Consider the following 15,495-nt stretch of genomic DNA (forward strand, 5'->3'; position numbering starts at 1 on the left):
CCGCCTCGGCGGCATCGGTGATCGCTGACAGCGAACAGCCGGTGGGGAACATCCGAGCCCTCCCGAGCATTGAGTCGGCATAGCTCAACTTGACTGCCGAAGGGGAGATCATGGCTGCTGAGTCCACGGCGTTCACACCGCTCACCCTGCCCGTGCTGCCGCTCGACGGGGAGGTCGTGCTGCCCGGGATGGTGGTCCCGCTGGACCTGAGCGATTCCGAGGTCCGTGCCGCGGTGGAGGCCGCACAGGCCGCTGCCCGGTCAACGCCCGGAAAGCCCCGGGTACTCCTGGTGCCACGCATCGACGGGACGTACGCGAACACCGGTGTGCTCGGCACCGTCGAGCAGGTCGGCCGACTGGCCGACGGCGACCCGGGCGCGCTGATCCGCGGCCGGGGGCGGGTGAGGATCGGTGCGGGGACGACCGGCCCCGGCGCGGCCCTGTGGGTCGAGGGCACCAGCGTCGACGAGACCGTCCCGGAGCCGCTGCCCGGGCAGGTCGCCGAACTGGTCAAGGAGTACAAGGCCCTCGCCACCGCCTGGCTGCGCAAGCGCGGCGCCTGGCAGGTCGTCGACCGGGTCCAGGCCATCGACGGCGTCTCGGCGCTGGCCGACAACTCCGGCTACTCGCCGTTCCTGACCACCGACCAGAAGGTCGAACTGCTGGAGACCACCGACCCGGTGACCCGGCTCAAGCTCGCCACCCAGCAGCTGCGGGACCACCTCGCCGAACAGGACGTGGCCGAGACCATCGCCAAGGACGTCCAGGAGGGCGTCGACAAGCAGCAGCGCGAGTTCCTGCTGCGGCGCCAGCTCGAAGCCGTCCGCAAGGAGCTGCGCGAACTCAACGGCGAGCAGGAGGGCGAGGAGTCCGACGACTACCGCGCCCGGGTGGAGGCCGCCGACCTGCCCGAGAAGGTCCGCGAGGCCGCCCTGAAGGAGGTCGACAAGCTGGAGCGCTCCTCCGACCAGTCGCCCGAGGGCTCGTGGATCCGCACCTGGCTCGACACGGTCCTGGAGATGCCGTGGAACGAGCGCACCGAGGACGCCTACGACATCCAGGGCGCCAAGGCCGTACTGGATGCCGAACACTCCGGCCTGGAGGACGTCAAGGAGCGCATCACCGAGTACCTGGCGGTGCGCAAGCGGCGCAACGACCGGGGCCTGGGCGTCATCGGCGGGCGGCGCGGAGGTGCCGTGCTCGCGCTCGTCGGGCCGCCCGGCGTCGGCAAGACCAGCCTCGGCGAGTCCGTCGCCCACGCGATGGGCCGCAAGTTCGTCCGCGTCGCCCTCGGCGGTGTGCGCGACGAGGCCGAGATCCGCGGCCACCGGCGCACCTACGTCGGCGCGCTGCCGGGCCGTGTCGTGCGGGCCATCAAGGAGGCCGGGTCGATGAACCCGGTCGTGCTGCTCGACGAGATCGACAAGGTCGGCTCGGACTTCCGGGGCGACCCGGCCGCCGCCCTGCTCGAAGTGCTCGACCCGGCGCAGAACCACACCTTCCGGGACCACTACCTGGAGGTCGAACTGGACCTGTCGGACGTGGTCTTCCTCGCCACCGCCAACGTCCTGGAGGCGATCCCGGAGGCCCTGGCCGACCGCATGGAGATCGTCCGTCTCGACGGCTACACCGAGGACGAGAAGGTCGTCATCGCCCGCGACCACCTGCTCCCGCGCCAGCTGGAGCGGGCCGGGCTCGGCACGGACGAGGTGACCATCGACGAGAGCGCCCTGCGCAAGCTGGCCGGCGAGTACACCCGCGAGGCCGGCGTGCGCACCCTGGAGCGGTCCGTCGCGCGTCTGCTGCGCAAGATCGCCGCCCAGCACGAACTGGGCGAGCGCGAGCTGCCGTTCACCGTCCGCGACGAGGACCTGCGCGACCTGATCGGCCGGCCGCACCACGTGCCCGAGTCCGCCCAGGACCCGGCCGAGCGGCGGACGTCCGTGCCGGGCGTGGCTACGGGGCTGGCGGTGACCGGAGCGGGCGGTGACGTGCTCTACGTCGAGGCGTCCCTGGCCGACCCGGAGACGGGCGCGGCCGGGCTGACCCTGACCGGTCAGCTGGGCGACGTGATGAAGGAGTCGGCGCAGATCGCGCTGAGCTTCCTGCGCTCCCACGGCGCCGAGCTGGAACTGCCGGTGGCCGACCTGAAGGACCGGGGCGTGCACATCCACTTCCCGGCGGGCGCGGTCCCCAAGGACGGCCCGAGCGCCGGCATCACGATGACCACGGCCCTGGCGTCCCTGCTGTCCGGCCGACTGGTCCGCACGGACGTGGCGATGACCGGCGAGGTCTCGCTGACCGGGCGGGTGCTGCCGATCGGCGGTGTGAAGCAGAAGCTGCTCGCCGCGCACCGGGCGGGGGTCACCACGGTGATCATCCCCAAGCGCAACGAGCCCGACCTGGACGACGTCCCGGCGGAGGTGCTGGACACGCTCGACGTCCACGCCGTCAGCGACGTCCGCCAGGTCCTGGAACTGGCGCTCGCGCCCGCGACGAACGGTGCGGCGCCCGAGGTTCCGGTGGCCGCGTGACGGAGGTCGTCGGATGAGGGAAGGCCCGGGGTTCCCGCGAGGGAGGCCCGGGCCTTCACCGTGTGACGGCTCTGTGGACACGGACGCCCTGACCTGCGGAATACTTGCCGGACTGCGCTGACGGGGGCAGGTGGCGGAAAATCCCAGTACCGGCATTCTCACGACCGGGCGACGACCGAGGCAGGGGCTGACGTGCACGAGGGCGGCAACGACGACGGACACCGCGACGCCGGTGGGGCCGCGAGCGGTGTGAACCAGCCCGCGTTCCTGGCCCTGGAGCGCGAGCTGACCGTGTTGCTGCGCCGTGCCCGGGCCAGCCAGGGCGAGATGGCCCGCGAGGTCCACCCCGACCTGGAGTCTTCCGCCTACGGCCTGCTCGTCCGGCTCGACGAATGCGGCAAGCAGCGGGCCACCGAGCTCGCCGCCTACATCGGGGTCGGCAAGGCGACGATGTCCCGCCAGCTGCGCGCCCTGGAGGAACTCGGGCTGGTGGCCCGCGAGCCCGACCCCGCCGACGGACGCGCCTGGCTCGTCGCCCTCACCCAGGAGGGCCACGACCGGGTCCGCCGCGTCCGGGACGCCCGCCGTGCCCGGTACGCCGGCCGCCTGGCCGACTGGGACTCCCGCGAGGTCACGGAACTGGCCCGGCTGCTGCACCAGCTCAACCGCGGCATGGAGAAGTAGGCCGGGCCCGGGCTCCTGACTGGGCGCCTGCCCTAGAACTCGACGTACACGACCGTCGCGTCGTCGTGCCTCTTGCCGCGGCCCAGGAACGTCGCGGCGGCGTCCGACCGCTCCAGCGTCCGGACGCGGTCCACCAGGGCCTGCGGGCCTTCCTTGCGGATGACGCGCAGGCAGTCCGTCCAGTCGCCCTCCTCGAACCGCTCCACCCAGCGGGCCGCGCCGTCCGTCAGCGCGGCCACGGCACGGACCCGGTCGCGGGGCACGGTCCCGGTCACCGCACGGGACGTCACCGAGGGGTCGGCCGCCGCCGTGAAGAAGCCGCCTTCCCTGTTGCGCAGCGCGGCGTCCACCAGCGCGTCCGTCGCCAGCGCCGCGCGGGGGAGCAGGGCAAGCCGGTCGTCGAGGACGGGTGTCACCACACCGTCCGGCGACTCCAGGAGGAGGGCCGAGTCCGACAGGACCAGATACTCCACCGTGTCCGGAGTCCACCGGGCTGCGACCACCGTCGCCTGAGGCGTCCGGGGGTGAGAAAGGTCACAGGTTGTGGCGTGCGCCTCGGAGGTACGCGCGATGGCGTGGGACAAGGCGTCGACCAGGGGAACATCCGGGAGTGAAACGGTCAGTTCGGTCAGTGCTCCGCCGAGGCGTGCGGTGAACCAGGGGACGGAATGCAGACAGCCCGTCCCGGTCTTCGGCGGCGTGACCCCGTCGAGGACGACGACGCAACCGCCCTGTCCCGAGGCCGGTAGTCCGACACTGGCGAAGTCCTCGTTGGGGCGGCCGGCGTCTCCCGGCTCCGAGGCGAGTTCGGTGCGCATCCGGCCAGTCTGCACGAGCCCTTCACAAGGCTTGCAAAAGGTCGGCAATGATCCCGGGACCGGCGCAGGCACCCAGGTCAGACGTCAGGTTTGGGCTGGAATGATTTGTTCCGGGAAGGCGTGGTGGCGAATACTGCCACCGGCCGTCCCCGTCGTCCAACCGGCGTGCCGCGCAAGGCCGCTGTGAAGACCTGCGGAACTTGCCCCTCAACTCCCGTCCGAGGTTCACTCCTTCGGGTGGCGGGTCAGGTGATGCGCGTGCGCTGCCCACCGGCGCTGGGAGGGTCGGGAAGTGTACCGGGAGTACGCACCAGTTGACGGAGCGTCATCCGGGCCCAAGGGTTCACGAGTCAGGAATGCGAGCACCGGTGCAGAAGACGCGGCCTCGTCGCACAGGCAAGCAGACGGCCCCCGTTCAGGGCGCTGAGCCGACGCCCCCCACCGGCAAGGGACGCCCCACGCACGTACGCAACCGGCTGATCGTGGCCGTGGCCGTGGTCGCCGCCGCCATCGCCGGTGCCGGCACCCCGTCCGTCCTGGCCGCCTCCGGGCAACTCCACGATTCCCAGAACCTGGTGACGCTCGCCGAGCAGACCCAGGACGCGCTCACCCTCGCGCACTCCCTCGCCGACGAGCGCGACGACGTCACCTCCTACATCGCGGCCGGACGCCCCAAGTCCAAAGCCCCCTCCGAGCAGCGCAGCGCCCGGGTGGACCGGCAGGTCGAGGAGCTGCGGTCCGACACCGACACGCCCGCCCCGCTCCGCTCGGTCCTCGACGACATAGCGACCGTGCGCAGGGCCGCGCTCACCGGCCAGAGCAGCGCCCTCGAAGCGCACCAGTCCTACTCCGCCGCCATCACCGAACTCCACCGGCTCGCCGAGCAGCTGGCGCAGCAGACACCGCCGCGCGCGGGAGCCGGGGGTTACGCCCTGGCCGAGCTCGACTCCGCCGTCCAGCAGGCCGCCGCGGCCCGCGGGCTGCTGCTCGCCGCGCTCAGCGTGCCGAGCAGCACCCGGACGGTCATCGACCCCGTCACCGGCCTGCCTACCGAGACCACCACCTCCTCGGACGCCGACACCCAGCAGCGCGACGCCCTGAGCGCCGCCGCCCAGCAGGCCCGGCTGCGCTCCGACGCGGCCCTGGCCGACTTCCGCGCCACCGCGCCCAAGCCGGCCCGCGCCTCCTTCGACTCCACGGTCACCGGCACCGAGGTCAACTCCGCCGACAAGTACCTCGCGGCCCTGACCGACCAGCCGACGCTCTCCGGCACCGATCTCGCCACCGGCGCCAAGAAGCTGGACGCGGCCCTCTCCGCCCGCGTCGACCTGATGCGCGGCGTCGAGTCCGCCCTCTACGACCGGCGCACGAAGGACCTCGAGGCGCTGCGCGACGACGACGTCACCGCGCTGGAGATCCGCATCGCGATCCTCGGCGCCCTGATGCTCCTCGCCGTCGGTGTCGCCACGGGCATGGCCCGCAGCCTCACCCGCCCGCTCGCGGTCCTGCGCCTGGGGTCCAAGCGCCTCGCGGAGGCCGAGGATCCGGCGGCCGAGGAGCCGGTGAAGTTCACCGGCCGCAACGACGAGTTCGCCCAGGTCGTCCGCTCCGTCAACGCCCTGCACGCCCACGCGGCCGCCCTCACCGAGCGCGTCACCACGCTGGAGGCCGACCGCAAGCACCTGGTCGGGCAGCGCCAGAAGATGGCCGACGCGCGCGAGGAACTGCGCGGCGAACTCGCCGAGACCGCCGCGCAGATGGAGCGGCTGCGCACGGCCATCGGCGGGACGTTCGTCAATCTCGCCCTGCGCACCCTCGGCCTGGTCGAGCGGCAGCTGGCCGTCATCGAGAACCTGGAGGAGCGCGAGCAGGACCCGGACCGGCTCGCCACGCTGTTCAAGCTCGACCACTTCGCCACGGTCATGCGCCGGCACAGCGAGAACCTGCTGGTTCTCGCCGGCACCGAGCACGTTCAGCACGCCGCCGGGCCCGTGCCGCTGGTGGATGTCGTCCGTGCCGCGGTGAGCGAGATCGAGCGCTACGAGCGGGTCCGGATCGCCGCGCTGCCGCCGCACGCGCACATCGCCGGGTTCGCCGCGGACGACCTGTCCCACCTGCTGGCCGAACTCATGGAGAACGCCACCTCGTTCTCCCCGCCCGACCTGCCCGTCGAGATCTCCGGCTGGCTGCTGGAGAACGGCGAGGTCATGCTCTCCGTCCAGGACGAGGGCATCGGCATGACCGAGGAGCGGCTGGAGCGCCTCAACTCCCGCCTCGCCGACTTCGACCCCGAGGCGCCCTACGACCAGGAGGGCGAGGACGGTCTCGGCCTCGGCCTGTACGTCGTGGCCCGGCTCGCGCACCGCCACGGTGTGCGCGTGCAGCTGCGCGAGCAGAAGCAGGGCGGTGTCGCCGCGGTCGTCGTCCTGCCCCGCACGCTCCTGGCCCCCGCCCCGGCCGTGGCCGTCCCGGCCTCCGGCCCCCTGGCCGGCGCGACCCACTCCTTCTCCTTCCCGGGCGCCGACGCCGAGGCCAACTCCAACGTCCTGCACGGCCGCACGGCCGGTGACGACCCACTGGTGGCCCTGGCGGAGAAGGCGGTTCAAAAGGGCGAGGCCGCCGAGATCACCACCGCCGCCCGGCACCCGGAACCGGCAGGGGAGCCGGAACGGGCCGAGGCGACGGCACCGGCCGAAACGACGGCACCGGAAACGACGGCACCGGCCGAGGCGACGGCACCGGCTGATGCGCCGGAGACGACCGAGGCGCGGGAGACGACCGAGGCCCGGGAGGCGACCGAGGCCCCGGAGACGACCGAGGCGACCGAGACGGCCACCTCGTCGGCCCGCAGCGAACCGTCGGCCCCCGCCGAACCGGCCATGCCCGCGGCCCCCGTGGAGTCCCCCGCGGAAACCACGATGGAGCTGCTCATCCCGGCCCAGCAGGGGGCGCCCGGTCCGGCCGGGCGCGAGACCCCGGCCGCCGAGGGCACGACCGGCCCCGGGAGCCCGCTCGCACCCGAGGACGCACCCCGCACGGGCGCCCCGGACGAGGACGCGAGCCCGGAGCACGAGCGCGCGCCCGACGAGGAGGAGGACCGCGTCACCGACAAGGGCCTCCCCAAGCGCACGCCGAAGATCACCGCACCGACCACCGCCCCGCGCCAGCGCAGCGGCTCCGTCGACGCCGATGCCCTGCGCCGCCGCCTCGGCGGCTTCCGCCAGGGGGCGCAGGCCGGCTACCGCGACGTGGAGGCGGAGATCGCCGACAGGACGGCCTCGCACCAGCGGCCGGCCACCGGCACAGCAGGACCAGCTGAATCCGAAGAAGCCACGGGGGGCACAGTCGAGGAGGCAAGCAGTTGACCGCTCCCAGTACCTTCGGACTGATCGGACTGAGCAGTGAGGCCCGCAACCTGCACTGGCTGCTGACCAACCTCGTCGAGGAGGTACCCGGCATCCTCTCGGTCGCGGTCGTCTCGTCCGACGGACTGCTCCTCCTCTCCTCCGACGACACCCGCAACACGGAGGCGAGGCAGGCCCTTCAGTCCGCCGGGACCCGGCGCACCGGCCCGCGCGGCTCCGCCGCCGACCTGGCCACCATCGTCTCCGGCATCGGCAGCCTCACCATCGGCGCCGCCCGGCTGATGGACTTCGGCGGGGTCCGGCACACGATGATCGCCATGGACGAGGGCAGCCTGTTCGTGATGTCGATCAGCGACGGCTCGCTGCTCGGCGTGCACGGCTCCGCGGACTGCGACATGAGTGTCGTGGCGTACCACATGGCGCTGTTCGTCGGCCGGGCCGGCCATGTGCTGACGCCCGAACTGCGCAGCGAGCTGCGTAAATCCCTGGAGGATTCCCAGACGACGGGGAGTGCCCGATGAGCAGTACGCCCAAGCACCAGCTCCCGGTCCGCGGCGGCGACCGCAAACCCGCCCGGGTGCGCCCCTACTCGCTCACCGGCGGCCGCACCCGCTTCGGTCACGTCCTGCTCGTGGAGACGTTCGTGGCGAGCACGGCCGCGCTGGACGCCCCTCAGGAGCGCAAGGAGCTGACGAACGGCCACCTCTCCACCCGCGTGATGCCGGAGCTGAGGGCCATCGTCGAGCTGTGCCGCCGGATGCGTACGGTGGCCGAGATCGCCGCGCTGCTGAAGATGCCGCTCGGCGTGGTCCGCGTGCTCCTGAGCGACCTCGCGGACCAGGGAAAGATCCGTGTGTACGGAACGGGCACCGGCCATGGCACGGGCCGCCCGGACCGGGCTCTGCTGGAAAGGGTGCTGAGTGGACTCCGTCGTCTCTGACGCCGCTCACGGCGTTACTGGTTCCTCCCCGTTCGTCCAGCCCGGCGAGAGCATGCACGCCTGGGAGACGGACCGCACCCGTGCCCCGATCGCCACCAAGATCGTGGTGGCGGGCGGCTTCGGCGTGGGCAAGACCACGCTGGTCACCTCCGTCTCGGAGATCACGCCCCTGCAGACCGAGGCGCTGATGACCGAGGCGAGCGAGGCCACCGACGACCTCACCGCCACACCGGGCAAGACCACCACCACCGTCGCCATGGACTTCGGACGCATCACGCTCGACGACGACCTGGTGCTCTACCTGTTCGGCACACCGGGCCAGCAGCGGTTCTGGTTCATGTGGGACGACATCGTGCGCGGCGCGATCGGCGCGGTCGTCCTGGCCGACACCCGCCGCCTGAAGGACTGCTTCCCGGTCCTGGACTACTTCGAGAGCTCCGGGCTGCCGTACGTCGTCGCGGTCAACCACTTCGACGGCAGCGAGCTGTTCGAGCCGGAGGACGTGCGGGAGGCCCTGACCATCCCGCGCCACATACCTGTCATGATCATGGACGCGCGTCGCCGGATCTCCGTGATCGAGACCCTCCTGGCCCTCGTGGGCCACGCGCTCGACGAAACCCCCGAGTAGAGGACAGCCCGCATGCGGAAGATACTCGTCGTCGGAGCCGGTCAGTCCGGGCTCCAGATCGCTCTCGGCCTCCAGTCACAGGGGTACGAGGTCACCCTGATGTCCAACCGGACCGCGGACGAGATCCGCACCGGCCGGGTCATGTCCACGCAGTGCATGTTCCACACCGCCCTCCAGCACGAGCGTGACCTCCAGCTGAACTTCTGGGAGTCCCAGGCCCCGAAGATCGAAGGACTCGGCGTCTCGGTCGCCGCCCCCGGTTCCTGGGCCGAGGGCCCCTCCGCCCGGGCCATCGACTGGCTGGGCAGGCTCGACGGTTACGCCCAGTCCGTCGACCAGCGCGTGAAGATGGCCGGCTGGATGGAGACGTTCGCCCAGCGCGGCGGGCAGCTCGTCATCCACGGCGCGGCCGTCGGCGACCTCGACTACTTCTCCCGCACCTACGACCTGGTGCTCGTCGCGGCCGGCAAGGGCGAGCTGGTCCAGATGTTCGGCCGCGACGCCGAGCGCTCCCCGTACAGCGAGCCGCAGCGCGCGCTGGCCGTGGCGTACGTCCACGGGCTCGGCCCGCGCCCCGAGCACCCCGGCACGGAAGCGGTCCGCTGCAACCTCGTGCCCGGCGTCGGCGAACTGTTCGTCATGCCGACCCTGACCACCTCCGGCCGCGCCGACATCCTGTTCTGGGAAGGCATACCCGGCGGCCCGCTCGACGTCTTCAACGGCGTCAAGGACCCCGCGGAGCACCTCTCCCTGACCCTGGAACTCATGGAGCGGTACGTCCCCTGGGAGTACGCGCGGGCCACCAAGGTCGAACTGACCGACGCCGGCGGCACGCTGGCCGGACGCTACGCCCCGACCGTCCGCAACCCCGTCGGGCGTCTGCCCGGCGGCGGACTCGTGCTGGGCGTGGCGGACGTGGTCGTCGCCAACGACCCGATCACCGGGCAGGGCTCCAACTCGGCGTCCAAGTGCGCCGCGGCGTACCTCGCCTCGATCGTCGAGCACGGCGACAAGCCGTTCGACGAGGAGTGGATGCGGGCCACCTTCGACCGCTACTGGAACACCGCGCAGCACGTCACCAAGTGGACCAACGCGATGCTCGCGCCGCCGCCGGAGCACATCCTGAACCTCATCGGCGCCGCCGGGGAGATCCAGCCGGTCGCCGACCGCTTCGCCAACGGCTTCAACGACCCGGCCGACTTCGAGAAGTACTTCTACGACCCGGCCAGGACGCAGGCCTATCTGGCCGACGTGTCCGGCGCGGGCGCCGCGTAGCCCCCGTCGCCCTCATAGCCCTCGTCGGACCCGTCCCCGGCGCCCTCGGGGAGCTCCGGCGGCTCGTAACGCCGCAGGGGCTTCCCGCCCGGGTCCGGCCGTACGGCACCCAGGACCGGGTTGGCCGCGATCGGTGACACCTTCACCCGCGCGCCGGGGCGGGGGGCCTGGACGACCATGCCGTCGCCCAGGTACACCGCCACGTGTGTGGCCTCGGGGAAGTACACGACCAGGTCACCGGGGCGCAGCCGGTTCAGCGGGATCCGCTTCAGCCGCTTCCACTGCTCCTGGCTGGTCCGGGGCACGGCCTTCCCGGCGGCGGCCCAGGCCCGCGAGGTCAGCCCCGAGCAGTCGTACGACCTCGGGCCCTCCGCGCCCCACTCGTACGGCTTGCCCAGCTGCCGTACGGCGTAGCGGACGGCCCGGGCACCCGCCGCGGTCGGCTGGCGCACGCCCTCCCGGCCGCCGGCCTTCCGGCCGTCGCGGTTCTTGCCGTCGCCGTCCCCGGTGTCCTCGTCGTCCTCGGTGGCCTCGCTGGCCTCGGTGTCCTCGGCGTCTTCCCGGTCCTCGGTCTCTTCGGTGGCGGTCCCGTCACCGGTGTGCTCGTCCTCGGTGGTCTCGCCGAGGGCGCCGGAGGCCAGCAACTCCTTCTGCGCCTTCGTGACGCCGTCGGCCTCCAGCTCGGCCAGGGCGGTGAGCTGCTCCCGGCTGAGCGAGGTGAGCATCTCCTCGACGTCCTCGAGTCGTTCGCGCACCTCGTCCCGGGCCTTCCTGCGCCGCTCGGTGAGGGCGAGCTGCCGGTCCAGCGCCGTGCGGGAGGTACGGGCCAGCTCACGGGCCGTGCGCTCGGCACCGGTCAAGCGGCCCACGGCACCGGCACGCTCCCGTGCGAGCCGGCCGATCACCTGCCCCTGCTCGATCGCGTGCTGCGGGTCGCGGGCCAGGAGCAGGCGCATGTAGGGGGAGATGTCGGTGCTGCTCTGGTACTGCTGGCGGGCCAGCCGGCCGGCCGCGCTCCGGCTGTCGTACAGGGAGAGCCGGGCGCGGACCAGGGCGCGGTCCAGGCGGTCGGTCTCGGCACGCTGCTTCTTCAGCTTCTCCTCGGTGGCGTTGTACGCCTCGGTGGCCTTCTCCGTCTTCCGGTACAGCTCCTGAAGATCCGTCAGCAGCTCGGCGACGGAGACGTCCCCGGCCGGTTCCGGCTTCGGGGCCGCGGTGGCGGGGACGGGCGCGAGGGCCGTCGTCGCCGCCGTCGCCGCGACACAGACCAGACGCACGAGCCTTGCTGACATGCCATCACCTCCGGTGCGTGGGCGGCCGTTCGGCCACCGGACACTCGTGAGGATCAGGCGTGCGCGCGGAGAGCGCGCGCGGGGTGTGCGCGGTTCGGCGCAACGGGGTCACCCGTCGGCGTCGTCCGGCTTGCCGGGCGGCGTGGCGTCTGGCCCGCCGGGTGGCGTGGCGTCCGGCCTGTGCGGCTTCGACCACGGCCAGTTCAGCCGGCGGGGCGGCACGCCCTCCGGGGCGTACTCGTACTTCCAGCGGTTGGTCAGGCCGACCTTGCCCGGCCCCCGGGGAACGCGCCGGTAGAACAGCACGGTGTCCGGCCCGCCGTCGGGGTCGGGGACGGGGATGCGGTACGTCTTGGGCGGGTGGCCGGTGATGCCGAGGAGGACGGGCAGGACCCTGCCGTCCATGGGGCCGCCCTCGAAGGGGGTCTCTTCGCTTCTCACGGGATCAGTGTCAGACATCCTCGGCGAGCGCCCGGACCAGGGCGTCGGTCTGCGGGTCGCGGCGGGCGGTCACCGTCAGCGTCGCCACGAACTGCTCGACCAGCCAGTCGCGCAGTTCCCCGGCGGGGGGCTGCTTGTCCTCGTCGAGCCAGATGAGCGACGACGCCTCCACGGCGGTGATCCACATACGGACGGTCATGCGCAGGCCCGGACCGGGGTCGGTGGCGCCCAGGTGACTGAGGATGTGCTCGGCGGCGACGCGGCGGACCCCGTCGACGATGGCGGTGGTCCGTGAGGTCTCCACGACGCTGCCGCCCTGGAGCAGGGCGCTGAAGCCGGTGCCGTGCTCGTCGACGAAGGCGAGGTAGCGGTCGAGGGCACGGGACAGGCGGGCGAGGAGGGGGCCCTCGCGGGGTTCGTCGAAGCAGTGCTGGAGCTCGTCGGCGGCGGAGCGCAGCGCGGCCTCGTAGAGCTGCTGCTTGCCACCCGGGAAGTACCGGTACACCAGGGGCCGCGAGACCCCGGCCGCCTCCGCCACGTCGTCGAGGGACACCTCCTCGGGGGCGCGGTGGGCGAAGAGGTCCAGCGCGGAGGCGAGCAGCTGGCTGCGGCGTTCCTCGACGCTGAGTCGCCGGTAGGCGGGGGTGGGGGCGGCTGGTGTCATGCCTCGCAGCGTAATCGGGGTGCCGGGGGCCGCGCAGCGGTGGCCGGGGCGTGCGTGAGGGGGCCGGGTCCCGCCGGGTGGGGCCCGCCCCGTCAGGCCAGCAGTCCCGACGACTTCCACAGGCGCCGGCCCACGCCCCGCAGCACCCCGATGTCGTCGAGGAAGTCGGTCAGGCGCTTGGAGCCGTTCTGCATGACCTCCCGGCGGTGGCCGCTCGCGCGGACCTGGGCGAGGGCCTCGCGCTTGTCCAGGCCCACGTTCGTGTAGACGTCCGGGTTCACGAAGGCCACCGAGAAGACGCGGGCGAACTCGCCGGAGGTGACGCGGGTGAACTCCTGGGACCACTTGGGGGCCGTCACCATCTGGCGGCGCAGTTCCTCACGGGCGTAGCGGACGTGACGGGCCTCCTCCACCACGTGGATGCGGGTGACGCCGCGGACGAGGGTCTGGACCCGCTCGTCGGGGAACGTCAGGCGCTGCATCCAGTCGAGGACCTCCTCGCCGAGCAGCGTGGCCGTGAAGGAACCCGGGGTGGTGGAGATCGTCTTGAACAGGCGGCCGAGTTGCTGATGGACGCGGCCGACCGGGTACCAGGGTGTGTCGCCGCGGGAGATCAGGCGGGCGAACATCTTGGAGTGGCGGCACTCGTCCTCGATCTCGGTGAGGGCGTAGCGGACGTGCGCGCTCGTCGCCGCCTTGTCGTAGATGTGGCGGACCAGGAGCTGCATCAGGATGATCTCGAACCAGATGCCGAGGGAGGCCAGCGCCGCCGCCTCGTGCTGGGAGAGCAGGATGCGCTGCTCCTCGCCCATCCGCTTCCACAGCGGCGTGTCGTAGAGCGACACCAGCTCCGGCGGCCAGAACCACTTGCCCTCCTCGAAGGGCGCGTCCCAGTCCAGCTCCTTGTCCGGGTCGAAGGAGTGCTTGGCGGAGGAGTCGAGCAGCCGCTGGGCCACCTGCTCCCGGTCCTTCAGCAGGCCGAGGGCATCGCGCAGTCCGTCGAGCGCGTCGGCTTCCGTCAGGGTCGTCATCGCTGCCACCTCGTTGTGCACACGTCACTGTTGCTCTTATGAGACTGCTTGTCAGCAAGCTCGTCAATCCCTTGCGCGCTACTTGTTGACCCGGTGTCTACCTCGTGTGAGCCTGCGGGCATGCCGACCTTCGACCTGTACGCCATGGAACCGGAAGAACCCGTCCGGCAGGTGCCGGCCAGCGGCGCGGCCCGCTTCAACTGGGAGTACGACGACGGCCGCGACCGTCTCCTCGCCCTCTACCAGAAGGGCAAGGACAAGCAGTGGGACGGCCAGAAGCGGATCGACTGGGAGCTGGAGGTCGATCCGTACGATCCGCTCGGCACCCCCGACGAGGCGATGTCCCTCTACGGGACCCGGCACTGGGCGAAGATGACGGAGAAGGACAAGGGCGACCTGCGCCGGCACTACGCCTCCTGGCAGTTCAGCCAGTTCCTGCACGGCGAGCAGGGCGCGATGATCTGCGCCGCGCGCATCGTGGAGTCGGTCCCCGACCTGGACGCGAAGTTCTACTCCGCGACCCAGACCATGGACGAGGCCCGGCACGCCGAGATCTACGGCCGGTTCCTGCACGAGAAGATCGGGATGCTCTACCCGATCAACGACAACCTCCAGGCCCTGCTCGACGACACCCTGCGCGACGCCCGCTGGGACATGCCGTACCTGGGCATGCAGGTGCTGATCGAAGGTCTCGCGCTGGCCGCCTTCGGCATGATCAGGGACACGACCGACAAGCCGCTGCCGAAGCAGATCCTCGCCTACGTCATGCAGGACGAGGCCCGGCACGTGGCCTTCGGACGGATGGCCCTGCGCGACTACTACCGGCAGCTCACGGACGCCGAGTTGAGGGAGCGCGAGGAGTTCGTCATCGAGGGCTGCTACCTCATGCGCGACCGGCTGCGGGGCGTGGAGGTGCTGGAGAACTTCGGCATCCCCAAGGCCGAGGCGGAGGAGTACAGCGAGCAGTCCGAGTTCCTCACCCTGTTCCGCAAGCTCCTCTTCAGCCGCATCGTGCCCTGCGTCAAGGACATCGGCCTGTGGGGCGAACGCCTCCAGCGGGCCTACGTCGACATGGGCGTGCTGGAGATGGGCGACTCCAGCCTGGACCTGCTGATGTCACAGGACGAGGAGATCGCCGAGAAGCTCGACGCCGAGCGCTTCGCGGCGGAGGAGAAGGAGCGGGTGGCGGAGGTGCGGGGGGCGATCGAGGCCGGGCGCGCGACCGGCGGCTGAGTGACCGTCAGAGCGCGCAGCCGAGCCCCTCCGGCACCTCTCCGATCAGCGGTGTCGCCCCCCGGGGCGGGAACGGCGTCCGCAGGGTGAAGGCGTACGGTGTCGGGCCGTGCGTGCGCAGGTGCAGGACGCGGGACTCGGCCTCGGCGACCGTGGGGCGATGGCCCGCCGGGACCCACCACAGGGCCACCATGGCCTCCCGGACCCGTTCGAACCACTCGCGGCGGCGGGCGAGCATCTCCCGGTGGCGGCCCTGGTACATGTACGCGGTCAGCGCGTCGGTGTCACGCCACACGGACATGTTGATGATCAGCCAGGAGTCGCCGAAGACGGGCACGTCCGTGGCGTCGTCGCCGGCCTCGCCCTGCAACCGCCAGACGAAACCGTCGGCCCCGTCCGCGTCGGCGTTCACCGGGTCGAGGTTGGCGACGAAGTCCTTCAACCGCGGGGAGTCCAGCGGTGCCTTGAGGCGGCCGAGGTTGACCTGGGCGAGTTCGTACACGGCGGCGGGCTCAGTCATGGACCGAACGGTAGGTCGGCAGCCGCTCGTCCCGCCAGACCCGTCTCAACAGCCGGGCGGCCTCCCTCTT

At 71.9% G+C, this 15,495-nt stretch carries 14 protein-coding genes; 8 read left to right on the forward strand and 6 right to left on the reverse strand.

Annotated features, from left to right (window positions below):
• Positions 1-110 precede the first annotated feature (110 nt).
• Together lon and AB0I06_RS04555 are read left to right on the forward strand one after the other, a co-directional pair.
• A complete protein-coding gene (gene lon, locus AB0I06_RS04550) occupies positions 111-2,534 on the forward strand; it encodes an endopeptidase La (RefSeq protein ID WP_363117251.1) in 2,424 nt (807 codons plus the stop codon).
• 192 nt (positions 2,535-2,726) lie between these two features.
• Complete coding sequence (locus tag AB0I06_RS04555) at positions 2,727-3,218, forward strand: MarR family transcriptional regulator (RefSeq protein ID WP_363117252.1); 492 nt, start codon at positions 2,727-2,729, stop codon at positions 3,216-3,218.
• 32 nt (positions 3,219-3,250) lie between these two features.
• On the opposite strand, the gene AB0I06_RS04560 is transcribed toward AB0I06_RS04555, so the two are convergent.
• Positions 3,251-4,036 (reverse strand): protein phosphatase 2C domain-containing protein, encoded by a 786-nt coding sequence (locus tag AB0I06_RS04560; RefSeq protein ID WP_363117253.1) that lies wholly within the window; start codon positions 4,034-4,036, stop codon positions 3,251-3,253.
• A 368-nt stretch (positions 4,037-4,404) separates the two neighbouring features.
• On the opposite strand from AB0I06_RS04560, the gene AB0I06_RS04565 reads away from it, so the two are divergent.
• Genes AB0I06_RS04565 through AB0I06_RS04585 form a run of 5 tightly spaced genes read left to right on the forward strand, consistent with a single transcriptional unit; the run spans position 4,405 to position 10,244 of the window.
• On the forward strand, positions 4,405-7,401 hold the full coding sequence (locus tag AB0I06_RS04565; protein WP_363117254.1) for a nitrate- and nitrite sensing domain-containing protein: 2,997 nt from the start codon (positions 4,405-4,407) through the stop codon (positions 7,399-7,401).
• Complete coding sequence (locus tag AB0I06_RS04570) at positions 7,398-7,922, forward strand: roadblock/LC7 domain-containing protein (RefSeq protein WP_363117255.1); 525 nt, start codon at positions 7,398-7,400, stop codon at positions 7,920-7,922. The genes AB0I06_RS04565 and AB0I06_RS04570 overlap by 4 nt, the downstream gene beginning before the upstream one ends.
• On the forward strand, positions 7,919-8,341 hold the full coding sequence (locus AB0I06_RS04575) for a DUF742 domain-containing protein (RefSeq protein ID WP_363117256.1): 423 nt from the start codon (positions 7,919-7,921) through the stop codon (positions 8,339-8,341). The genes AB0I06_RS04570 and AB0I06_RS04575 overlap by 4 nt, the downstream gene beginning before the upstream one ends.
• Positions 8,322-8,969, forward strand: a complete 648-nt coding sequence (locus AB0I06_RS04580) for an ATP/GTP-binding protein (protein ID WP_363117257.1) — start codon at positions 8,322-8,324, stop codon at positions 8,967-8,969. The genes AB0I06_RS04575 and AB0I06_RS04580 overlap by 20 nt, the downstream gene beginning before the upstream one ends.
• Positions 8,970-8,981: 12 nt before the next feature.
• On the forward strand, positions 8,982-10,244 hold the full coding sequence (locus AB0I06_RS04585; RefSeq protein WP_363117258.1) for a styrene monooxygenase/indole monooxygenase family protein: 1,263 nt from the start codon (positions 8,982-8,984) through the stop codon (positions 10,242-10,244).
• Here AB0I06_RS04585 and AB0I06_RS04590 read toward each other — a convergent pair.
• The 4 genes from AB0I06_RS04590 to AB0I06_RS04605 form a co-directional block, all read right to left on the reverse strand.
• Positions 10,208-11,536 (reverse strand): NlpC/P60 family protein, encoded by a 1,329-nt coding sequence (locus AB0I06_RS04590; RefSeq protein WP_363117259.1) that lies wholly within the window; start codon positions 11,534-11,536, stop codon positions 10,208-10,210. The two genes, AB0I06_RS04585 and AB0I06_RS04590, sit on opposite strands and share 37 nt — an antisense overlap.
• A 108-nt stretch (positions 11,537-11,644) precedes the next feature.
• The gene (locus AB0I06_RS04595) at positions 11,645-11,977 is read right to left on the reverse strand and encodes a hypothetical protein (protein WP_363117260.1); all 333 of its coding nucleotides are present in this window, start codon (positions 11,975-11,977) and stop codon (positions 11,645-11,647) included.
• Positions 11,978-11,987: 10 nt separating this feature from the next.
• On the reverse strand, positions 11,988-12,641 hold the full coding sequence (locus AB0I06_RS04600) for a TetR/AcrR family transcriptional regulator (protein WP_363117261.1): 654 nt from the start codon (positions 12,639-12,641) through the stop codon (positions 11,988-11,990).
• Between the two features lie 92 nt (positions 12,642-12,733).
• Entirely contained in the window at positions 12,734-13,672 is a 939-nt protein-coding gene (locus tag AB0I06_RS04605) for a diiron oxygenase (protein WP_363117262.1), read from the reverse strand.
• A gap of 120 nt (positions 13,673-13,792) precedes the next feature.
• On the opposite strand from AB0I06_RS04605, the gene AB0I06_RS04610 reads away from it, so the two are divergent.
• Entirely contained in the window at positions 13,793-14,905 is a 1,113-nt protein-coding gene (locus tag AB0I06_RS04610; protein ID WP_363117263.1) for a ferritin-like domain-containing protein, read from the forward strand.
• Positions 14,906-14,912: 7 nt separating this feature from the next.
• Here AB0I06_RS04610 and AB0I06_RS04615 read toward each other — a convergent pair whose 3' ends face one another.
• On the reverse strand, positions 14,913-15,425 hold the full coding sequence (locus tag AB0I06_RS04615; protein ID WP_363117265.1) for a DUF3291 domain-containing protein: 513 nt from the start codon (positions 15,423-15,425) through the stop codon (positions 14,913-14,915).
• Positions 15,426-15,495 lie beyond the last annotated feature (70 nt).

The sequence above is a fragment of the Streptomyces sp. NPDC050674 genome (assembly GCF_040654575.1).
Taxonomy (GTDB): Bacteria; Actinomycetota; Actinomycetes; order Streptomycetales; family Streptomycetaceae; genus Streptomyces.